This window comes from Paenibacillus sonchi (assembly GCF_016772475.1).
In the GTDB taxonomy this organism is placed as follows: domain Bacteria; phylum Bacillota; class Bacilli; order Paenibacillales; family Paenibacillaceae; genus Paenibacillus_AQ; species Paenibacillus_AQ sonchi.
In genome coordinates, this window is sequence record NZ_CP068595.1 from 4,818,203 (window position 1) to 4,838,776 (window position 20,574).

Sequence of the window (20,574 nt, forward strand, 5' to 3'; positions counted from 1 at the left end):
CATCTATCATATACTTTATTTCACTGGGGATGGATGATTCATGGAGCTTTTGAACCATATTTACTGGCGGCAGAAAAGAGCTTTCGACCTGGCAGAAGATCTCTACGATACTTGGGTGGCTTTTGCCGTGGAAGAAGGCATATTCCGTTATGAAATTGGAGCCGATTCGGGAGAAGCGGGCTTTGCCGATGTGGTGCTGTGTCCGCCGGGGGTTCCCTTCCGCCGGGCGGCCATCACTCCGCTGACCTTTCACTATTTGCAGTTCAGCGCCAGCAGAGAAGAGGCGGCAGAGCTTCTTCCGCCTGCCGGCAGATCGTTCATCAACGATACCAAGCGGCTCACTTCGACCTATGCTTGTTTGCGTCAGGCGGGCGAGGAGAATGACTTGCCTTCCGGGCACTGGAAGAATCATCTTCTTCTGGATCTTTGGCAGCTGTTTCAATGGGAGCGCAGACAGAGCCGGCTGAAGGAGCGGACATTCACTGAGGATGCTTTAATGGCGGAAGCAGCAGGTCTGCTGGAAGAACAGGCCGGGGAGGCGGTCAGCCTTCAGGAGCTGGCCCGCCGGCTGGCATTAAGTCCGGTGCAGCTTACCAGAAGGTTCCGCGAGGCTTTTCAGGTGACGCCTTCCGATTATCTGAGAGCAGTCCGGCTCAAAAAAGCGCGCAGCCTGCTGGCCGAAAGCACGCTCACCCTCGCACAGATTGCCGAGCGCTGCGGCTATGAGAACGGTTTTTACCTGAGCCGAGTCTTCTCCAAAGCCATGGGCGTCAGCCCCTCAGAATACCGCAGACGGAGCCGGGTGTAAGGAGAACACACGGGTCACAGAGGCCGGGGATCACAGATCTCCGGCTTATTTTTAAAAATTCAAGAATTTATATGGTTCACGCAATAAATGTGCCTTATATTTCTAAGCTAAAAGGATACCGTTCTTAGAAAGGACGGTATCCTTTCCACTTGGCATCCAACCTTGCGTTACGTGGAATATTATATTACGATGTACTTAATAACGCGAGGTAATTGGGGAGGAATGAGATTGGAATTTGAAAAAGAGCTGCTCAAGGGCTACATCGATATTATTTTGATCAGCATTGTAAAAGAGAAGCCGATGTACGGTTATGAGATTGCCAAAAAAGTCCGCGACATCAGCGGCGGAGCTTTTGACCTCAAAGAGGCTACCTTGTATATGGCGCTGAAGCGGCTGGAGAAGCAGGGAGTAGTGGAAGCTTTTTGGGGCGGGGAACACGAAGCGAGCGGCGGCGGCAGAAGAAAATATTATCGTCTGCTTGCTGCGGGTGAAGAACGGCTGCGCGGAAGCAGGCAAGGCTGGACGATCTTCCGGAATTTTATGGATTCATTAATGGGGAGGGAATAGATCATGACTGATTATAAGCTGAACGGTAAATCTGCCGGGCGCATTGCAGCATATGTAGAGAATCTGTGCCGGCATATGAAGGAGCCAAGCGAACAGGTGAATGATTTCCGCGAGGAAATGACTGCCAATCTTACCTCATCTGTACTTGAACAGATGGATCAGGGCTTGCCGGAGGAGGAGGCCGTAACCGAAGCGCTTGCGCGGTTTGGAGAACTGGGTGAAGTGAAGAAAGAACTGGTGCGCATCTACAACATTAAAAGAACTTTTGCAGGCATTGTCCTTAAAGGCGCCTTATCCCTGCTTTTACTAAGTGCCGTTGTACTCGGGCTGATCATCGGAGTGTGGAATGAACGGGCTGTGTCCAAGTATCCTAAGGAGGCCTATGCTATGGTGCGGGAGGAAGCCAATGTCCGTGGAACTGCGTCATTGTCTGAGCCTCTGCAGCAGAAATTGCAGAACTGGGTGGACCGTACCTGGGGCGTCAAAGGGGTGAGCGTTGAGCCGACTTACGGGAGCGTGGATTTTAGAGGCGTGGATCATAGAGTGAACCTGTTCATGTATGCCGGGAACCCGCTTGCCGAAGGAATGCTAAGATTTGTGAATGACTCTGAGGATGCTCCCGCACCTAAGCAAGACGGATTTTTGGTCAAAACCAATGCGTTCAGCGAAGTAGGATATAACGCTGCAGATTTTGATCTTGATCTTACACAGTATCGTTTTGTCGTTCATGTGGCAATGACTTATTTTAACTACACATTCTTTTACAGCCTGGGTTTGTTCCTGCTTGGGGGATATGTTCTGCTCTTTGCTGTATGGGCAAGTATGAACGCCTATTATGAGCGCCGCGGCAATGTGGCTTGGGTGCTGCTTTTCCTGTTAACAAATGTGCTTGGCTACGGGCTGTATGTGGTCTCGCGAAGATGGGATCATCCGGGGCTTCAGGTGAATTAAGTCTTATACAGCTGATCGGATTTCCTGTCCGCATCAGCCGCTGGTCTTCCGGGGAGCAAATATAATTTATTGGCTTCACGCAATACATTATCCTTGTATTTCTCGCTGAAGCGGTACCGTTCTGTGAAAGGAGAGTACTGCTTCAGCTTGTTTATTCCACTATTCTACTTTACGCAGAGCTGCAAGCCATTTACGCATGATACTGCGCCTGATACAGGCGGCTGTAAGTACCTCCGGCGTTGACCAGCTCCTCGTGACGGCCCTCCTCGGAGATGCCGTCTTCATTGACGACGATGATCCGGTCGGCATTTTTGATCGTGGTGAGACGGTGGGCGATAACAAGTGTCGTCCGTCCTACCGACAGATCCGCCAGCGATTGCTGGATTGCCGCTTCGGTCTCGGTGTCCAGTGCCGAGGTCGCTTCATCCAGAATCAGAATCGGCGGATTCTTCAGGAACATCCGGGCGATGGCCAGCCGCTGCTTTTGCCCGCCGGAGAGCTTCACGCCGCGTTCCCCGATCACGGTATCCATTCCGGCCGGGAGGCCGTTAATCAGCTCCTCCAGATGGGCGCGTCTGGCCGCCTCCCAGATTTCCGGCAGTCCGGCATCCAGCTTGCCGTAGGCAATGTTCTCGCGGATGGTGCCGGAGAAGAGGAAGACATCCTGCTGCACAATCCCGATTTGCTTCCGCAGCGCGTTCAGCTTCATGTCGCGGATGTCGGTTCCATCAATGGAGATAGAGCCGCCGGTGACCTCATAGAAGCGGGGCAGCAGGCTGCAAATGGTCGTTTTTCCGGCCCCTGAAGGACCTACAAAAGCAATGGTCTCCCCGGCGCTCACCCTCAGGCTGATGCCATCCAGCACCGGCCGGCCCGGATCATAACCAAAGCTGACCTGGTCAAAAACGATATCCCCGCGCAGCGGACCGGCATCCACAGCGCCGGGCTTGTCAGCGATGTCAGGCTCTGTATCGATGACCTCAAGGTAGCGTTTGAACCCGGCAATGCCCTTCGGATAGCTCTCGATCACGGCGTTGATTTTGTCAATCGGGCGGAAAAAGATATTGGACAGCAGAATAAAAGCCACGAATTCACCGATCTCCAGCTCTCCCTGAATGAAGAACCAGGCACCGCAGATCATCACAACGATCGTAATCAGACGGGTCATCATATAGCTGACCGACGAGCTTTTGGCCATCAGCTTGTATGCCATCAGCTTGGTTGAGCGGAACATCTGGTTGTCGGCGGCAAAAAGCCGCTTCTCATGTTCTTCATTGGCAAAAGACTGAACCACACGGATGCCTCCGACATTATCCTCGATCCGGGCATTGAAGCTGCCCACGTTGCCGAAGAGCTGATGATAGGTGCTGGTCATGTTGCGGCCGAAATGGATGATGATCCAGGCCATGAGCGGAACTACAATAAAGGTGATAACCGCCAGTTTGAGATTTATATCAGCCATCAGGACAAATGCGCCTACAAGTGTCATTACAGCGATGAACACATCCTCCGGCCCATGATGCGCCACCTCGCCGATATCGTTCAGGTCATTTGTGATCCGGCCGATCAGATGCCCGGTTTTGTTGTTGTCAAAAAAACGGAAGGATAACTTCTGGATGTGATCGAACATCTTTTTGCGCATATCTGTTTCGATGTTGATCCCCAGCATATGGCCCCAGTAGGTGACGATATATTGCATCGCGGTATTCAAGGCGTAAATGGCCATCAGCGCTATGCAGGCGATCAGAATCAGCGGCCAGTTCTGCCCCGGCAGCAGGTCATCAATGAATTTATTAACGGCCACCGGAAAGGCCAGTTCCAGCAGGCCGGCTCCCACCGCACAGGTGAAGTCGAGAACAAACAATTTTTTGTACGGACGGTAATAGGAAAAAAAACGACGCAGCATCTCTTGCTCACTCATTTCTGTATATTATAACTCTCTATTGAGAGTCATTCTCAGTAAGGACCTCATGTTAAGGATACTAAAGAGGCTGGAGTGATTTGTCAACGGAAAAGATAATTATAATGAACAGTGCCGGCGTTTTTTACCGGGTTACCCAATCCTAATCAACCCTTTCTACATAAATTAAATGTATTCCAGGAAGAAGGAGGAGTAATCATGGGCGAAAATGTTGGAGGGTACGGCGCTTTTACGTCTACAGGTGCCATTCTGGTTCTGTTCATCCTGCTCGTAATCATTACTAAATCTCTCTGGGTATAATTGCAATTCTTCTTAATAGGTTTCTTAAGCCAGTTCCAAGAACTGGCTTTTTTTTACTGCATGCAGCGGCCGATATGCCAAAAACCTATGCATGGTCAGCGGTAAAAGAATATAATGTAACAATGTGATTATTACATAGAATAGCGCATTCCCTCGGACAAGCCTGTGATTTTGTTCGGAAAATGTGCTGCAACCGGGAGGAAATCATGAAATCCAAACAACAAACCGCTGCTACGCTAGAATTGGACAAGACCCGGCAGGACACCGGAGCAAACCGCTTCCTGCTGGTGGTGGGCATTATTTTTGTTGCAGCAGCTCTCCGTGCCCCCTTTACATCCGTTGGGCCTTTGCTGGGCATGATCCGCGATGATTTGGGGTTGTCCAACACGCTGGCGGGAGCGATTACGACATTGCCGCTGCTGGCATTTGCTCTGTTGTCGCCTTTTGCGCCGCAGCTTGCCCGCCGGTTTGGCACCGCCAATGTTCTGATGCTGGCTCTGCTGGCCTTGTCCATGGGCATTCTGATCCGTTCGGGTTCGGGTACGGTTATGCTGTTCGCAGGCACCGCGATGATCGGGTTGTCCATCGCGGTGTGCAATGTGCTGCTGCCGGGATTGATCAAGGGGAAGTTTCCGGAGCGTATCGGACTGATGACCGGTGTGTATACCGTTTCCATGAATATCTGTGCAGCTGCCGCCTCAGGCATCAGCGTTCCACTGGCGCAGCATGCCGGATTCGGCTGGCGGGGTACATTGGCGCTGTGGTTTGCCGTAGCCTCGTTAGCAACAATATTCTGGATTCCGCAGATGCGGAATATGACTAAGGGAAGTACTGCAGATCACAAACAATCCTCCATCCGGATCTGGCGATCCCCGCTCGCGTGGCAGGTTACCCTGTTCATGGGTCTGCAATCGCTGCTGTATTACGTGCTGATCGCCTGGTTTTCCGTGATTTTGAGTGAGCGGGGGATGTCCTCCAGCCATGCAGGCTGGATTCTGTCCCTCATGCAGCTGGCCCAGCTGCCGTTTACCTTTTTTGTGCCGCTCTGGGCGGGCCGGATGAAAAACCAGCGCAGTCTGGTGGTCATAACATTCATTCTTTTTATGATTGGTATTCTCGGTGTCTGGCTGGGCAGCACTGCCTGGATGGCTGTTTGGGCTATTGGGATCGGAATCGCCGGGGGGTTTGCCTTCGGACTTGCGATGATGTTTTTCAACCTGAGGACCCGCAGCACACAGGAGGCCAGCGAGCTGTCGGGCATGGCCCAATCTGTCGGGTATCTGCTGGCGGCAATGGGGCCGGCACTGTTTGGGCTGCTGCATGACGTGAATCATAGCTGGAACGTGCCGCTGGCCTTACTGGCTGTGGCGAGCGTCTTGCTGCTCGTGGCAGGGCTTGGCGCGGGCAGCAGCCGGTTTGTAGGCGACCCCAAATAAGGCCGGCAGAGCCGCCTCCGCCTGAAAACGTGAATCAGAAATTTTTCCTGGCGGCCACACGGATTCGCCTGTAGTCCATGACCCATTGATCACCCTGAAATAATTGCGGCTTCAGCTCCTGTTCGAGATCAGTGAGAACTTCAGTACGCTGATCAGGGGACAATACGCTCAGAATTCCATCTGCGAAGGTATTCAGCCAGCGCACCAAACCTTGCGCTCCGCCTTGAAGCGGAGTAGGGCGGTCGAAGCACAGGGCCAGCCCGACGGTGAAGCCGTTCTGCTCCAGCAAGGCAGCGTATTCTCCGATGCTGGGGAAATACCAGGGCAGCTCCAGCCTGCCGCTGCACCCGATAGCCTCGAAGGCCCGCGGCAGCCCGGCTGCAACAGAGGCGATGTTGCCCTGCCCGCCGAATTCGGCGATGAGGCGGCCTCCGGGACGCAGGCTGGCGGCCATGCTGGATACTGCTCCCTCTGCATCCAGCAGCCAATGGAGTGCGGCATTGCTGAATATGGCGTCCGCAGCAGGCTCCGAGCGGTAGGCCTGGCCATCGGCGAGGACGAATTCCAGCTGCGGATATTTGCTGCGGGCGGTTGCGATCATCTCCGGCGATGCATCGATTCCGGTGACAGAGGCACCATACCCGGCAATTGCCGCAGCCAAATCTCCGGTGCCGCAGCCCCAATCGATAACCCTTTCACCGGGCTGAGGCTGAAGCAGTTCAATCAGCGGCTCTCCAAAACGGGAAACAAAAGCCATATCCTTATCATAGGTCCCGGTATTCCACTGCTGGTTCATTAGTATGCTCCTTTCGGGTGAAGCAGGAATTACTACTGTTGTATCATGGTGTGCACTTATAAGTGAAATATATAATACATATAAAAGTAATTGCCTCAGCCTATAACCTGCGGATTGGCGGGGCAACAGCTATGCCCACCTCTATAAGCTTGGGCATAAGCCCAGAGACAGTGTTGTTTGTGTTGATGCGGCTGGCTGGAAATGTTCTGTGTTCCGGTTTCATCTCGGACCATCCATCCCGTTAAGTGCAGTGAGGATGCCGTACAAGCTGAACAGGATCAGGATAGCCGCTGAAGAGAGGTTCAGCCAGCGGGTGAAGGACGCAGGAAGTTTGCCGCTGATCCATTTGAGTATGGAGACGAACAGCAGCCACCAGCAGCCAGAGCCGGCCGCGATCCCCGCAGGCAGAAACCAGGAGCTCCCGGCTGTAGTCCCAAGTGAAACCGAAAGCGCCGCAAAGCTCAGAAGGGTGGCCGGATTCGCCAAGGTCAGCAGAAAAGATGACAACAAACAGTAGGGGGTGCCGCTGCTGCGGGGGAGTCGGGCTTGGGAGTGGACTCGCCCCGCAGCAGGCTTTTTGCACCCAAAAGCCCAAGCAGCAGGCTGCCGGACAGCCGGAGCGGCAGGGCATAGGCGGAAGTGAAATCATTCACAGCTTTGAAGGCAGAAACGGTAACGAGAGCATATACGGCATCGGCCAGAGCAATGCCGAAGCCGGTGGCTAAGCCTGCACGGAAACCCTGCTGCAGGGTCCGGTTCATGCAGAGCAGAGACATGGGACCAACAGGAGCGGCTACGACGAAGCCAAAGCCGATGCCGCTGAGAAGGGGAGCCCAGAAGATCATGGAGCATGTTCCGAAGGGGGCAGCGGGACATTCGGAGTTTCTTTGACCGTTCCTAAGATAATGGTAGTACGGGTGCGGACAATGCCGGGCAGGCTTTTCAGCTCCCCGCTGATGATCCGGTCGAGATCACGGGTCCCCCGGCAGCGCACCTTCAGCACATAATCGTCATCCCCGGCTGTATGATGGCATTCCTGAATCTCCGGCAGCTTCTGCACCAGCTCCAAAAAAGCCTGCCGGTGCGCCGGACGCTCCAGCGAGACCGCAATCAGTGCTCCCAGCCCGTATCCGGCGGATTCGGCATCGATCAGCGCAGTGTATCCTTTAATCATTCCTTGTTCCTCCAGCTTCCGCACCCTGTCCGCCGCCGCCGGTGAGGAGAGGCCGAGCAGTCCGGCCAGCTCAGCCCAGGTGATCCTTCCATTGTCCATTACTGCCCTGAGGATTTTGTAATCAATGGCATCCATAGGAGTCCCGCCTTTCATTATTGTGTATTTATTACAAATTACCTTATATAATTAATTTAATCAAGATATGTTTATATTAATGTAAGGTGAAATACACAATTCACTTTGTTTTCTTTAAAGGAATTTATTTTTTGTCTATGCTGCAATTAAAATCTCTTGCCTTTTCTTCGAAAAGAGAGTATAGTCTTACTTACGGCGATCAAAACGCCAAAGTACATAATATGCGGTCATGGCGGAATTGGCAGACGCGCTGGCTTCAGGTGCCAGTGGTAGCAATATCGTGGAGGTTCGAGTCCTCTTGACCGCATCACACAAAAAAACCGTTCCTTTGGTGAAATGGAGTACCATCCATTAACCAGGGGAACGGTTTTTTTGTTGTTTAGGATTCGTTGGTCTAGATATCCTGAATTCCAACTAACACTTGCTTACCGGCTTCTTCGCAGGTGCTAGTTGGAAAAAGGGAACTTATTTTTCCGGAAATTAAGAAATCCTGAGATTGAAGTGGAAAAAGTAAACTTAATTGGGCCACTTTTCTGGAACAATGGCGAAATGAGCTGAATTAGTGTCCCTTTTTCCACTTCATCTGCCGTGGACAGGATGCTATGGAGAAATTAGTTAACCTTTTTCCACTAAAGAGTTGCCGTAGGATTCTTTTCCGGCTGATTCGGACGGACCTGTTCCGTTATTTTGCCCATTTGTTCCTAAAGTGAGGGGAATGAAGTCAATTAACGGAAGCTGTGTCCGATTGGTCTGGAGAATCGCCTGATCTGCTCGAATAGCAGATTTCCTGTACGCATCCCTAGCGGAAGAATCGTGAAGCGGCCCTTTTAGCTCAGAATGTTCAAGAGAAGTGAACAGAGAGCATATTCCAATAGAACAAGAAGAAAGTATAGCCCAAGCTCATAACTACCAGCAGGTAGCGTCCGTACCGGACCATCCGCATTTCATCTGTATTCTGCTGCTGCCTTACTGTCTTAATGCCCAGGTGGATTGCCGCAGCGGCAGCGACCAGAGGCAGAGATGAGAATCCCCAGGTGTACCATGCCGGATAGCCGAAGAGAACCTGCGAGTTGCCATACAGGAGTTGGCCGATCAGGTAGATGGAGAAAATGACGGCAATCAATGCCGCATGTCCGAGCTTTTGCTGCTTTTTGCGCCGGATAAATCTCAGCAAGCTTCGAATCACCTCTATGAGTACCATAACGGGCCACGCCAATCCAATACCGGCATAGATGGCCAGAAGAGTAGAAGGCTGCTGTAAAAACGGAGGTTTTTCCTCTATAGTAACTCCTTGGATAAAGGTTAGCTTCCAGACGCCCTCTTGCTGGTGGAACGAGATGAACTCCCCGCTCTCTTTGTCCCGGAATAATCCTTCCCGGACAGGAATATAGGTTTTGGACTCCTTCGATCCCGTTCCCTCCGGAAAGACCCCTGTAATCCGCAGCGTTTCCCCTGCATTTTGCACAGCAAAGTTTTTTCCGCCCAGCCATCTGAACCATTTGCCCCAGCCATGCTGCGGTCCCAGACCCATGGTATAGGTACGCGCATATTGCTCCAAGTCGGGAGAGGAGGGGGGAGCTACTGCCGGGTCCTGAATCAGTGGTTCAGGCAGGAGGCGCACAATAGCATCTGTCACTTGATCGCGCAGCGGTTTTCCGGGTGACTCTGCATTGCTCACAACTAATATGCCAAGCTTATGCTCAGGAATCAGCTGCATCTTGGCAGCGAAGCCGTCGATGTCTCCTGTGTGGGACAGGGTGAGAATCCCGTTGTCCGTACGATTCCGGAACAAGCCATAACCTACACCTTCCACACCCGGATGCTCTGTAAACTGCCGGGCCTGCATTTCTTCTACGGTAGTTTGTTTAAGGATATGCTGTCTCTGATAGCTGCCTTCATTCAACAAAGCGATCATGTAGTGAGCCAATTCATCAGGTATCACACTGAGGGCGCCTGCCCCCGGCAGATTTGGGTAAGAGTAGGGGATTTCCTGAAAGCTTCCCTCCCGATATTGATAGGATTTAGCCATGTCCGGGTCGCTTTCCTGATGAGCCAGGCTGGCACTCGGCATTTGCAGGGGCCCGAACAGATTGTGCTGCATGTAAGCCTCAAGCGTGCTTCCCGTTACTTGTTCAACGAGGAAGCTGGCAAGGCCCGCTCCGGGATTGCTGTAAGCATATTCTGTCCCCGGCTCGCGAACGGGGGGCTGTGTGTCCAGATACTGCCGCAGAAAAGTCTCTGCTGACAAAGCCTTGTCCGCTGACTGCGCCGACAGGTTGTAGACACCTTCATCCAACCCGGCCGTATGCGTCAGCAGATGGTGCAGGGTAATGGGATGGCCGTGGAATAGGGGAACCTTGAAGTCTGGCAAATAAGTGTTAATATCCTGGTCCATCGCTACCTTCCCTTGCTCCTGCAATTGCATGACCGCTGTTGCAGTCATGGACTTGGTAAGCGATCCGACCCGCATTACGGTATGTCCGGGATCGACAGGAAGCTGTTTCCCGACATCGGCATAGCCGTATCCCTTGCTGAATACAATGCGGTCCCCCTCTGTTACGACAACAGCCGTGCCCGGAATGTGATCCGCCTCCATAATTTTATTAAGAAGTGGAGTCAGGGTTTCCTCAAGCCGTTCCTGCGTAATGGCATCATCCGTGCCGGCTGCTTGAGCAGCAGGGACGATTCCGAAGATTCCCATCCAGAAAATAACAGAAACGATAAATACAGATTTCAACTTCATCATCAGAACCTCCAAAACTAGTGCTGTGTAAATCTTCTGTGATTAGCATAAGGGAGAATTCTTTCACAGCTATGTCGCCAATCTTACAATAACCTTAAATCGCTTAAAATAAGCCCGGAATATGATAGACTAATGGACATGAAAGCGGGAACGAATGAGGAGGCTTGGATGTGCAGCGAACGGTACTGCTCGTCGACGACAACCGGGAAATTATAGAGCTTTTGAAACTTTTTCTGGAGAAGGAAGGACTGCGTATCTTAGAAGCTTATAATGGTGCTCAGGCATGGACATGCATTCAGCAGGAATCCATTGATCTGGCCGTGCTTGATATTATGATGCCTGAGCTTAACGGTGTTCAATTGCTGCAGCTGCTCCGCGCGGAGTACAAGCTGCCGGTAATTCTGCTGTCTGCCAAAAATCAGGACAGTGATAAAATTCTGGGCCTGCGCCTGGGCGCAGACGATTTCATTTCCAAACCGTTTAATCCGCTGGAGGTTGTGGCCCGGATCCATGCCATGCTAAGGCGTACTTATGATTTCAATGAACCGGCAGAACCCGTCCAGGATACCCTGGGTCATACCAGTATCGGGGAGCTGATGCTTGACCATACAGACTGCGTGTTGTATAAGGCCGGGCGGGAGATTTCATTAACCGCAATCGAATATAAGCTGCTGTCCACGCTGATGAATGCGCCTGGGCGCATTTTTACCAAAAAGCAATTGTTCGAGCAGGTCTGGTCAGAGCATTATTATGAGGATGCCAATACCATTATGGTGCATATCTCCAGATTGCGGGACAAGGTGGAGGAAACCCCGAAGCAGCCTGTGTATATCCGGACGATCCGGGGACTGGGGTATAAGTTTGCCAAAAAGGATGATTTCCGCTGAAAAAAACGAAGCTTTTCTCCAAGTTGATCCGATCCTATATTTATTTTGCCCTTACGCTCGGGCTGGTTGTTGTGGTTTTTCTGATGATCGCTCTCGATATCGATACTCAAACTATAGAACTTAGACTGCCCACTTTGCTGCTGGTGCTGGGGCTGTTTGGCATGAGTATTTATATATTCAGCCAGTTGATGGTCAAACGCATTACCAGGCCGCTGGAGCATATTGCGGAGGCTATAGAGAGAATGGGCAAAGGAGAGTATAAAGAACGTCTCTCTATTACAGCGGACTATGAGTTCTCGGTGATTCAGCACCGTTTTAATGAGATGGCAGAGTCGCTGGAACAGGCCGAGCGGGAGAACCGCAGACTGCAGGATAGCAAACAGCGGATGCTCGCTGATCTGTCCCACGATCTAAAAACACCGGTTACGACGATCCAAGGCTATGCCAAGGCACTGCAGCTGGGGCTCGTGGATAGTGAGGAGAAGAAGGAACGGTACCTGCAGCTCATCTATAACAAAGCTACCGTGGTCACTGCCCTGATCGATGATCTGTTCAGACTGTCCAAGCTGGAGCGTCCGGACCATCCTATATCGGTTGAGCGGGGAGATTTGGCAGAATTGCTGAGAGAAATTGCCGCCGATTATTACGATGCCATGGAGGACAAAGGAATGGTTATGGAACTGTATATACCTTCGGGTGAGGTTATGGCGGATTATGACCCGGGACTTATGCGCAGAGCCATAGCCAATCTGCTGTCCAACGCAGTACAGCATAACAGCGGGGGGACGGTAGTTCTGATCGCTCTGGAGGAATTGGCTGAGGATGTGAGGATTAGAGTTCAGGATAACGGGGGCGGAATATCCGATGAATTGAAGGAAGTGATTTTTGATCCTTTTGTGCGCGGGATGCGGCCCGGCCGGGAGATGGGGGCACCGGGCTGGGGCTGGCAATCTCCAAGCAAATCCTGGAGCTGCATAGAGGGAAGCTGAAGCTGGATAACCGGAACGGACTGACCGTATTTGAACTTGTGGTCTGCAAGAAATCCGGGACCGGAGAACCGGCGGCAGGACACGAATAACCCGGAAAGGGCCTTGTGGAATCAAGGCCTTTTTTGGTTTGCGTGCCCAGAAGTACGCATTATCTAGTTGGTGAAAGTCCAACCAAGGGAGGGACCAAGCCACCTTTGTAGCTAGGATGCTTGCATATGGCGAAATCTGTGTGTAAAAGCGCATCGACAAAAGTATCAGTCAGAGACTGGGCGAGCAACAATCCAGGCCGCAACATCAAGTGAATCCTGCCGCGTCGTCAAAAAGGCCCTGCGAAGGGGAACAGAGGGAGCCGAGTCCCGCAACTATGGACGAAGGCCAAGGAAACTGTGCAGAACTTGGAACAGCAGTGAAGAACTCTCCGGCGTAATGGGAACGGCATGGATTGAAAGATAGTGCAGTGAACTGGGGAGACCCTCCCCCACACGGGAGAATTTTTTTTGTAGGAACCCGTAAAGAGACGCTCTATAAGTCCAGAAGACGAAGTGAACCGTCTGTGGGAAGGGAGTCCGAGGGGCTCATAGTACCGAAGAACCTAAGGACAACATAACCTTAGGGAGGGAAGGAGCCCTGCTTTGTTTATGCTTTTGGAGGAGGTACGAGTGAGTGAATGCCAAAGGGCTAACGACACCAAAGGAAAAAGTTCAAGAACTCCAAGAAAAGCTAGGTCATGCGGCCAAGGAGAACAGCAAGCGTAAATTCCATGCCCTGTACGACAAAATCCACCGCTGGGACGTGCTGTGCGAAGCCTGGAAACGGGTGAAGGCGAATAAGGGGGCTGCAGGAGTAGATGCCGTGACGCTCGCAGATATTGAGGAACAAGGAGAAACAAGCTTCCTCAAGGCTTGCGAGAGAGAATTGAAAGAAGGCAACTACTATCCCCAGCCCGTACGGCGGCACTTTATCCCAAAGAAAGACGGGAAGCTAAGACCGCTGGGCATACCCACTGTTCGCGACCGAGTCATACAGATGGCAACTAAGCTGGTAATTGAACCCATCTTCGAAGCAGACTTCGAAGAAGTCTCTTACGGATTTCGTCCGAAACGAAGTGCGAAAGGAGCGTTGGAACGAATTCGGAAAGCCTGCAACCGCAAAGGGAATTGGGTAGTCGACGTCGATATCCAAGGTTACTTCGACAATATTAATCAAGAGAAGCTCATGAAATTGATACAGATGCGTATCAATGACAGGCGGATCCTGAAATTAATACGGAAGTGGCTACAGGCGGGAGTCATGGAAGAAGGAAACGTAAAGCGATCTGATTTAGGCACTCCGCAAGGTGGCGTCATTTCACCGCTGCTGGCGAATATCTACCTGCACTACTTTGACCGATTGTGGGAGAAACACGGAAGTGGATTGGGAGAGCTGACAAGGTATGCAGACGACTTTGTAGTGGTCTGCAAAACCAAAAAGGACGCCGAACATGCGTATGAACTCATACGCAGAATCATGGAACGTCTGGAACTCACCCTACACCCGACGAAAACCCGAATTGTAGGCTTGTGGACAGGAGACGAAGGGTTCGACTTTTTAGGAATGCACCACCGAAAAACGAAAGCAGAAACTTCTCAAGGGAAGGTATATTATACCACGCAACAGTGGCTAACGAAGAAGGCAGAGGAACGGATCCGAGGCGTGGTCAAAAACAGATTAGCACCGCCGAGCATGCGCTCAAGATCGTTCGCGGAACAGGTGGAATGGCTCAATCCAAAAATTCAAGGATGGAGAAATTACTACTACACGAACTATAGCCAAAAGAGGTTAGCTAAGCTGGATTGGTATATTTTGCAGAGATTAACCCGGTGGTATGCGAAGAAGAGACAACGTAGAAGATGGATGAGTTCATTATCTGAGGTTAAGTATATTGCCAACATGTATGGACTGAAAACGCTATTGTGATCTGCATGCCCATGAATGACAAACATCGGAAAGCCGTATGAGGGAAAACCTCACGTACGGTTTGATGAGGAGGGGCTGGTTTAAATCCAGCTCTTTACTCTAGTTTTGGCAATGAGGAAAATGGAGTTGTAGTCTGATGGCACTATACTGTAACTTTTTTGGGGCGTTCAACGAATAAGGAGAGTATGACATGGGGAGAGGAGGGAGTCTGTGACGGACAGGAACGAGGGAACGGACAGCAGTAGCTCCAGACCTAACAGCAAAGACAAGGGCCCGCCGGATGAGGAAGCGGCAATGCTGCTCCGTTTCAGGCAGGGAGAGCGGGAGGCATTTGAATGGCTGGTCCGGAAATACCGTCAGCCTGCCGTGCATTTTGCGCACCATTTGACCGGGGATTATCATCTGGCTGAAGACCTGGCTCAGGATTGCTTCGCTCATCTGCTTGTCTACCCGGAAAAGTACGATTTTCGCGCATCGTTTAAGACCTATCTGTATACGCTCCTCCGGCATAAGTGCATTGACGCTTGGCGCAAAAGCAAGCGGACCCTGCCGGGCGAAGCAGGGGGCCGGAACGAATCCGGGCGGATGTCTCCGGAAGATCACCCGGATGATGGACAAATGAGCGGAAGATACATATCGCCTTACGCTTTGGATGATCCCGCGCGGCTGGCCATCGTGCGCGAGGAGGACCGGGAATGGCACCGCCGCATGCGGATGCTGAAGCCGGATTACCGGCTGGCCGTTTATCTTGTCGATATTGCTCAGATGTCTTATGAGGAAGCGTCCTCTATTATGCAGCGAAGTACGGTGAGCTTTAGAGTTCTGCTGCACCGTGCCCGTAAGAAACTCAGGCAGATTTATGAAGGAGAGGAGTGGGATTGTGAAATCCAGCGAACAGGAGCAGGCATTTCTCGATGAAGTGTACCGGAAAGCCCGTCTGCTTGAATATGACAAGCGTGAAGCTGCAAAGGTGCTCCGCAACCGCAAAATACTGGCCAGACAGAAGATGGTGAAGTTTGCGTGTGTTATCGTCAGTACAGTTGTTATGGCTCTAATCATCCGGCACGGCGGGATCGAACAAGGACTGCGCCTGTGTCTGTCACTCCTTTTAATCGCCGCAGGCATAGCGGTTGAATCCATGGAGCTGTCCCGGAGTACAGAAATTGAGGATTAAGGGAAAGACAGGAATAAGTGAAGGAGAGAATGGAATGGAATTAATCATTGATCATTTGACGAAAACCTACGGAGGCAAGCAGGCATTGAATAACGTCAGCTTCCGGGTAGGTGAAGGGATACATGGACTGCTGGGTCCGAACGGAGCAGGAAAAACCACGCTGATGCGTCTTCTTGCAACCTTGCTTGAGCCGACCTCCGGCCAAGTGGAGATCGGCGGCATCTCTCTGACGGACAAGTCTCAGATTAGACGGATTGTCGGATATCTGCCGCAGGAATTTGCTTTTTATCCGGGGATGTCGGTGCTGGAGGCGATGGATTATCTTGCCCTTTTGTCCGGTGTGAAAGGCCGTGCCGAGCGCAAGCGGAGAATAGACCATTTGCTGGAGCTTGTCAATCTGACTGAACAGCGCCGTACCAAGGTAAAGGCGCTGTCCGGCGGGATGAAGCGCCGGCTTGGCGTTGCCCAGGCGATGATTCATGAGCCAAAGCTGCTGATTGTCGATGAGCCGACGGCCGGGCTTGATCCGGAGGAGCGGATACGGTTCCGGCGGCTGCTCAGCAAATTCGCCGAGGGCAGAATCGTCCTGTTGTCCACGCATGTTGTTGAGGATGTGGAATCGACCTGCGAGCAGATGACGGTGCTGCATAAAGGGAGCCTGCGCTATCACGGCAGAATCGGTGACTTGACGGCCGCCGCTGCCGGACGCGTCTGGACGGCGGAGCTTGACCGTGCCGAGTGGAGCCGGGACAGCGAACGGTTCCCGGTGCTGTCTGCCGTGCCGGAAGGGGCCGGCATGCGCGTCCGCGTATTGTCTGATGAGCAGCCTTATCCGGGAGCGCAGCAGGCCGTGCCGTCGATTGAGGATGCTTACCTGTACATGATGCGCAGGGAGGAAGCCTTCGTATGATATCACTTATAGGCAAAGAAATGCGCATGACCCTGCGCAGCCTCGTTTTTTATATATTTATCATCGTAGCCTGTTTTTTTTATTTCACTTCTTATGCCACCAGCGAAACCTGGGGAGAGCTTGGACCTCCTGCCGCCGGCACACCGCAAAATATGGGAACCGCAGAACATCCGATGTACGGCTGGAAGCAGCCGGGGAATGCCTTTGAACTGGCAAAACGGATGCGGACGGAGATAGGCTGGGATCTTGATAGCGGGACAACAACCAAGTACAAAATCGGCTTTTTAGTGGAAAACAAACTTGACGGGGAAGAGAAGGGGGCCCTTTCCGAAGCCATAGCTAAATTGGATGTGATCCTGCAGGACCCGGACAAATATACCCTCGATGATGTATACAAGATTTCCGATGAATTGAATACCCAGTTGGGCGGCAGCACCATGTACAAGCGGGGAGTTGGAAATTTCGGATTTCCTATTGAGTCCTATGATGAGGCTGTAAAAGCGCAGAAAGTGACGCTTGATCTTTATCGTGACAAGGTGGAGGCGGGAGAACTTCTGCCCGGGGCGGCAAGGTACTTCTGTGATTATCTGTCGCTGCCCGCAGGTATCTTCCCGGTATTTCTGTCGGCCTTTCTGCTGCTGCGCGACCGTTCCAGCCGAATGAGCGAGCTAATCTACAGCCGCCGGGTTTCCCCCTGGGCTTATGTCTTCTCGAAGTTTATCGCACTGGGTGTGATGCTTTCCCTTGTCTTCCTCGTTCTGTCTGTCGTTGGCGGCTGGAAAACAGTAGATATATTAGGATTGGACGGACAGGCTGGAGAGGCGGCTGCAATCTTTCTAGGCTATACGGCCTGGTGGCTTCTGCCGACGATATGGGCTTCCGTTGCCTTCGGCATGTTTGGCTCCATGTTGTTCCGCCTGGGGATTGTGCCTATTGCGCTGCAAGTCATCTGGTGGTTTATTTCTGTGCTGCCGCTTATGGGGTCTTACGGGTTGTACCGGCTGCTGATCCGCTTCAATTCACCAGACGATTATGTTCTATACAAGGATTGGGCGGATGAAATTGCGTTGAACCGCAGCTTTTATCTTGTACTCGCTGTAGCGCTGGCAGCAGGTGCCGCCTGGCTCTGGGAGAGGCACCGCAGCCGGTTGGATTCAGCGGGAGCCCTTAGCAGGAAACGGTCCAAAAAGAAAATCAAAACCGCAACGGAGGCTGCCTGATGAGAAGGCAAATGAGTACTCCTTTGATCTGGTATAACCTCAAACTGACCGTCCACTACTCCTGGTGCCTGTCGGTAGTCCTCCTCGCAGTGATCCCTTTTTTCATGGATGCCGGTCTGATGGGCCAGAACGAGGTTGCCCGGCTTGGAGAAAGGCTGATCAGCTTCCTGGGCCTGATTGTTTACCCTCATCTTGCTCTGCTGGAGAACGGGGAATTGGTGAGCCACTCTACGCCAAGCAGGTGCGTCATCCCCCGATTTTCCTTTTCCGGTGGCTGCTGACTACATTTTATGTCTTTTTGGTGAACGCAGCTTTTTTCGCCTGGCTGAATTGGAGTGGTGCTGACTTTAACTTATGGCCAATGACCGGCGGGGTGACTTTTACTGCAGTGGCAATCGGAACTGCGGGGATGACAGCTGCGCTGCTGATTGGCAACGTATCGGCCGGGTACATAGCAGGCTTCGCCTGGTATCTGCTCGACTTCATGACTAAAGGCCGGATGACCGGGCATTTCTATCTGTTTGGCCTGCTGGAGCACGAGTGGGATAACGACAAATGGCTGCTTGCCGGACTATCCCTGGTCCTGGCCCTGATCTGCGCCTGTCTGCTTCCGCGCCGGAGACTGGATTAAGTGCCGAGGCCTGAAAATAGCGGGGGAGTATGACTGAACAGTCTGCTCCCTTTTTACATTTTCCCCAGAAATTCCATTCGTAATCACCCCCCGCCCCTTCACATCAGAAGCAACTTTTCCGAAAAAAAGGTATACTATGATTAGTTTCAGTCCCCACTTTCACAGAGGAGGCTCTATCACTTGACCGAGACACTCTTTAAGCATCTGTATTTGCGGTCCTCTATAGGGTTCGCAGTAGTCTCCACAAAAGACGGTACCATGATCATGGCGAATCCTGCTCTTTGCAGCATGTTCGGCTATACGGAAGAGGAAATGATAAAGCTCCGTTATCTGGATATCGCATTGCCGGAGGATGAGCCTGCTGCCGATCATGAGCTTATTATGAAATATTTGCTGCAAAGCCCCGGAGCGGCTGTAGATAAAGAGAAACGATTTGTACGCAAGGACGGCAGTATCATCTGGATTGCACTACATATTTTTTTAACATTCGATGAAGCTACCGGCGCCCCTGTTCATCTGATTGCCGAGATGACGGAAATTACCAGCCGCAAGCTAGCCGAGAACAAGATAGAAGAGGACCGGCTGCTCTATAATCTGATTACGCAAAATACGCCGGATATGATCTCCTTTGCCGATGCAGACGGAACGGTGCGGTATGTGTCTCCGTCTGTTGAGAAGCTGCTGGGTTACTCCATTGATGAGATAATCGGCAGGAAAAGGCCTGATTTCTACCATGAAGAAGATGCGATAGAAATGGAACAGCGCGGGAAGATGTATTCCGACAGTGATGTCTTTACCCAGCGGGCCCGGCATAGAGACGGACATTATCTCTGGCTCGAAAATTCGTTTCAGGTTATGCGTAACAGCAAGGGCGGCGTGGAGAAGGTTCTGACCATTGCCCGCGACATTACGGAACGCAAGAAATATGAGAATTTACTTGCAACTGCGCAGGAATTGGGGAACATCGGTTCATGGGAATGGGATTCCCTGAATGAGCGAATGACCGTCTCGAAGCAGCTGCGCTCCATTTTTGATTTGTGCCAGGACAGCGGTACGGCCACCCACAGCCAGATCGATTATGTGCAGCTGCTGGCCCGCGTGGTTCCCGAGGATATGGCTCCGCTTCGGGCCGAACTGAGCAAGACCTTAGAGTCCGGGGTCAACGGCCAATCGGTATTCAGAATTGAAAATGACAAAGGTGAGCGCAAGTTCATCTATACCCATTGGGAAGTAGTGCTGGATAAAGCGGGAAAAACCCTGCAAATCAACGGCATAGTGCAGGATATCACCGAACGTTACCGGATGGAGGAGCAGCTGCGCGAGAGCGAGCGGAATTACCGGCTGATCTCGGAGAATTCCCTGGATTTTATCTCCCGGAATGCGACAGACAACGAAGCTACTTACTTGTATGCATCTCCGGTCTGCCTGCCGATGCTCGGCTATACCCCGGAAGAAATGGAAGGCTCAAGCGGCATGCAGTATGTTCATCCGGAGGATATGGATAAAGTACGTGCGTATTTGCAGGAAACCATGGAGGGCAAAAAGCTGGAGCCGATTATGTTCCGGTTTTTGTGCAAGGATGGCTCTTACCTCTGGACAGAAACGACGCTCCGTCATATCAGCTCAGGGCCGGGAGGAGCGGCGGAAATGGTCTGTGTCACCCGCAATATCTCTGAGCGCAAGCAGTATGAGTTGAAGCAGCTGGAGAGCGAGAACCTCTATAAATCCCTGTTCGAATATAATCCTTCGGCGATCAGCGCTATGGATTTGAACGGGCATATCCAATCGCTGAATGCCAGCCTGCAGCAATTAACGGGTTATTCGTATGATAGCCTGCTGCATGCCAGCCACACTGAGATTATTGATCCGGATGAAATGGGAATGGCTGAGCAGCGTTTTGAGCTGGCTGCGAAGGGACTCCCCAGATCTTTGAAAGCAGGCTGATCCACCGGGAAGGCTATTCCGTTGAAGTCAGC

General features: G+C 52.0%; 22 protein-coding genes and 1 tRNA gene. 17 read left to right on the top strand and 6 right to left on the bottom strand.

Features of this window, described 5'->3' with window-relative positions; all coding sequences use genetic code 11:
* The first annotated feature begins 40 nt into the window (after positions 1–40).
* The 3 genes from JI735_RS21290 (at position 41) to JI735_RS21300 (ending at position 2,326) form a co-directional block, all read left to right on the top strand.
* Positions 41–808: a helix-turn-helix domain-containing protein gene (locus tag JI735_RS21290; protein WP_039836036.1), complete on the top strand. Its 768-nt coding sequence runs from the start codon at positions 41–43 to the stop codon at positions 806–808.
* Between the two features lie 228 nt (positions 809–1,036).
* On the top strand, positions 1,037–1,375 hold the full coding sequence (locus tag JI735_RS21295; protein ID WP_039836037.1) for a PadR family transcriptional regulator: 339 nt from the start codon (positions 1,037–1,039) through the stop codon (positions 1,373–1,375).
* Positions 1,376–1,378: 3 nt separating this feature from the next.
* Positions 1,379–2,326, top strand: coding sequence for a permease prefix domain 1-containing protein (locus JI735_RS21300; RefSeq protein ID WP_039836038.1), 948 nt, complete (start codon positions 1,379–1,381; stop codon positions 2,324–2,326).
* Positions 2,327–2,516: 190 nt separating this feature from the next.
* Here the strand turns inward: JI735_RS21300 and JI735_RS21305 are convergent, their stop codons facing one another.
* The gene (locus JI735_RS21305; RefSeq protein ID WP_039836039.1) at positions 2,517–4,232 is read right to left on the bottom strand and encodes an ABC transporter ATP-binding protein; all 1,716 of its coding nucleotides are present in this window, start codon (positions 4,230–4,232) and stop codon (positions 2,517–2,519) included.
* Positions 4,233–4,445: 213 nt separating this feature from the next.
* Between JI735_RS21305 and JI735_RS21310 the strand changes: the two genes are divergently transcribed.
* The gene (locus JI735_RS21310; RefSeq protein ID WP_202676401.1) at positions 4,446–4,547 is read left to right on the top strand and encodes a sporulation protein YjcZ; all 102 of its coding nucleotides are present in this window, start codon (positions 4,446–4,448) and stop codon (positions 4,545–4,547) included.
* A 206-nt stretch (positions 4,548–4,753) separates the two neighbouring features.
* On the top strand, positions 4,754–5,983 hold the full coding sequence (locus tag JI735_RS21315; protein ID WP_202676402.1) for a CynX/NimT family MFS transporter: 1,230 nt from the start codon (positions 4,754–4,756) through the stop codon (positions 5,981–5,983).
* Positions 5,984–6,017: 34 nt separating this feature from the next.
* Here the strand turns inward: JI735_RS21315 and JI735_RS21320 are convergent, their stop codons facing one another.
* From JI735_RS21320 to JI735_RS21335, 4 genes are all read right to left on the bottom strand, one after another.
* Positions 6,018–6,779 carry a class I SAM-dependent methyltransferase gene (locus JI735_RS21320; protein ID WP_202676403.1) on the bottom strand — a complete coding sequence of 254 codons (762 nt, stop codon included), beginning with the start codon at positions 6,777–6,779 and terminating at the stop codon, positions 6,018–6,020.
* Between the two features lie 219 nt (positions 6,780–6,998).
* The gene (locus JI735_RS21325; RefSeq protein WP_233475992.1) at positions 6,999–7,289 is read right to left on the bottom strand and encodes a hypothetical protein; all 291 of its coding nucleotides are present in this window, start codon (positions 7,287–7,289) and stop codon (positions 6,999–7,001) included.
* The gene (locus JI735_RS21330) at positions 7,268–7,624 is read right to left on the bottom strand and encodes a LysE family translocator (RefSeq protein WP_202676405.1); all 357 of its coding nucleotides are present in this window, start codon (positions 7,622–7,624) and stop codon (positions 7,268–7,270) included. Before JI735_RS21330 ends, JI735_RS21325 begins: the two co-directional genes overlap by 22 nt.
* Positions 7,621–8,088 (bottom strand): Lrp/AsnC family transcriptional regulator, encoded by a 468-nt coding sequence (locus JI735_RS21335; RefSeq protein WP_039836042.1) that lies wholly within the window; start codon positions 8,086–8,088, stop codon positions 7,621–7,623. The genes JI735_RS21330 and JI735_RS21335 overlap by 4 nt, the downstream gene beginning before the upstream one ends.
* Before the next feature lie 223 nt (positions 8,089–8,311).
* Here JI735_RS21335 and JI735_RS21340 point away from each other — a divergent pair.
* Positions 8,312–8,395: transfer RNA gene (locus tag JI735_RS21340), tRNA-Leu, on the top strand.
* Between the two features lie 534 nt (positions 8,396–8,929).
* On the opposite strand, the gene JI735_RS21345 is transcribed toward JI735_RS21340, so the two are convergent.
* Positions 8,930–10,831 (bottom strand): serine hydrolase domain-containing protein, encoded by a 1,902-nt coding sequence (locus tag JI735_RS21345; RefSeq protein ID WP_039836043.1) that lies wholly within the window; start codon positions 10,829–10,831, stop codon positions 8,930–8,932.
* A gap of 170 nt (positions 10,832–11,001) precedes the next feature.
* On the opposite strand from JI735_RS21345, the gene JI735_RS21350 reads away from it, so the two are divergent.
* The 11 genes from JI735_RS21350 (at position 11,002) to JI735_RS36135 (ending at position 20,542) form a co-directional block, all read left to right on the top strand.
* Entirely contained in the window at positions 11,002–11,718 is a 717-nt protein-coding gene (locus tag JI735_RS21350; protein WP_039836044.1) for a response regulator transcription factor, read from the top strand.
* A 23-nt stretch (positions 11,719–11,741) separates the two neighbouring features.
* Positions 11,742–12,707, top strand: a complete 966-nt coding sequence (locus JI735_RS21355) for a HAMP domain-containing sensor histidine kinase (RefSeq protein WP_202676406.1) — start codon at positions 11,742–11,744, stop codon at positions 12,705–12,707.
* Positions 12,680–12,796, top strand: coding sequence for a hypothetical protein (locus JI735_RS37950; RefSeq protein WP_411830134.1), 117 nt, complete (start codon positions 12,680–12,682; stop codon positions 12,794–12,796). Before JI735_RS21355 ends, JI735_RS37950 begins: the two co-directional genes overlap by 28 nt.
* Positions 12,797–13,370: 574 nt before the next feature.
* The gene (ltrA, locus tag JI735_RS21360) at positions 13,371–14,663 is read left to right on the top strand and encodes a group II intron reverse transcriptase/maturase (RefSeq protein WP_202676388.1); all 1,293 of its coding nucleotides are present in this window, start codon (positions 13,371–13,373) and stop codon (positions 14,661–14,663) included.
* A 210-nt stretch (positions 14,664–14,873) separates the two neighbouring features.
* On the top strand, positions 14,874–15,581 hold the full coding sequence (locus JI735_RS21365; protein ID WP_039836400.1) for an RNA polymerase sigma factor: 708 nt from the start codon (positions 14,874–14,876) through the stop codon (positions 15,579–15,581).
* Positions 15,544–15,837, top strand: coding sequence for a hypothetical protein (locus JI735_RS21370; RefSeq protein WP_039836401.1), 294 nt, complete (start codon positions 15,544–15,546; stop codon positions 15,835–15,837). Before JI735_RS21365 ends, JI735_RS21370 begins: the two co-directional genes overlap by 38 nt.
* A 34-nt stretch (positions 15,838–15,871) precedes the next feature.
* Entirely contained in the window at positions 15,872–16,747 is an 876-nt protein-coding gene (locus JI735_RS21375) for an ABC transporter ATP-binding protein (RefSeq protein ID WP_202676407.1), read from the top strand.
* Positions 16,744–17,967: an ABC transporter permease gene (locus JI735_RS21380; RefSeq protein WP_039836405.1), complete on the top strand. Its 1,224-nt coding sequence runs from the start codon at positions 16,744–16,746 to the stop codon at positions 17,965–17,967. The genes JI735_RS21375 and JI735_RS21380 overlap by 4 nt, the downstream gene beginning before the upstream one ends.
* On the top strand, positions 17,967–18,248 hold the full coding sequence (locus JI735_RS21385) for a hypothetical protein (protein WP_233475993.1): 282 nt from the start codon (positions 17,967–17,969) through the stop codon (positions 18,246–18,248). Before JI735_RS21380 ends, JI735_RS21385 begins: the two co-directional genes overlap by 1 nt.
* A 20-nt stretch (positions 18,249–18,268) precedes the next feature.
* Entirely contained in the window at positions 18,269–18,598 is a 330-nt protein-coding gene (locus JI735_RS21390; protein ID WP_202676409.1) for a hypothetical protein, read from the top strand.
* A gap of 180 nt (positions 18,599–18,778) precedes the next feature.
* Complete coding sequence (locus JI735_RS36135; protein WP_233475994.1) at positions 18,779–20,542, top strand: PAS domain S-box protein; 1,764 nt, start codon at positions 18,779–18,781, stop codon at positions 20,540–20,542.
* The last annotated feature ends 32 nt before the right edge of the window (positions 20,543–20,574 follow it).

Coding starts and splice junctions, on each gene's coding strand:
- JI735_RS21315 (WP_202676402.1), top strand. CDS start 4,754: ATGAAATCCAAACAACAAACCGCTGCTACGCTAGAATTGGACAAGACC.
- JI735_RS21380 (WP_039836405.1), top strand. CDS start 16,744: ATGATATCACTTATAGGCAAAGAAATGCGCATGACCCTGCGCAGCCTC.
- JI735_RS21290 (WP_039836036.1), top strand. CDS start 41: ATGGAGCTTTTGAACCATATTTACTGGCGGCAGAAAAGAGCTTTCGAC.
- JI735_RS21375 (WP_202676407.1), top strand. CDS start 15,872: ATGGAATTAATCATTGATCATTTGACGAAAACCTACGGAGGCAAGCAG.
- JI735_RS21345 (WP_039836043.1), bottom strand. CDS start 10,831: ATGAAGTTGAAATCTGTATTTATCGTTTCTGTTATTTTCTGGATGGGA.
- JI735_RS21320 (WP_202676403.1), bottom strand. CDS start 6,779: ATGAACCAGCAGTGGAATACCGGGACCTATGATAAGGATATGGCTTTT.
- JI735_RS21335 (WP_039836042.1), bottom strand. CDS start 8,088: ATGGATGCCATTGATTACAAAATCCTCAGGGCAGTAATGGACAATGGA.
- JI735_RS21385 (WP_233475993.1), top strand. CDS start 17,967: ATGAGAAGGCAAATGAGTACTCCTTTGATCTGGTATAACCTCAAACTG.
- JI735_RS21305 (WP_039836039.1), bottom strand. CDS start 4,232: ATGCTGCGTCGTTTTTTTTCCTATTACCGTCCGTACAAAAAATTGTTT.
- JI735_RS21300 (WP_039836038.1), top strand. CDS start 1,379: ATGACTGATTATAAGCTGAACGGTAAATCTGCCGGGCGCATTGCAGCA.
- JI735_RS21310 (WP_202676401.1), top strand. CDS start 4,446: ATGGGCGAAAATGTTGGAGGGTACGGCGCTTTTACGTCTACAGGTGCC.
- JI735_RS21330 (WP_202676405.1), bottom strand. CDS start 7,624: ATGATCTTCTGGGCTCCCCTTCTCAGCGGCATCGGCTTTGGCTTCGTC.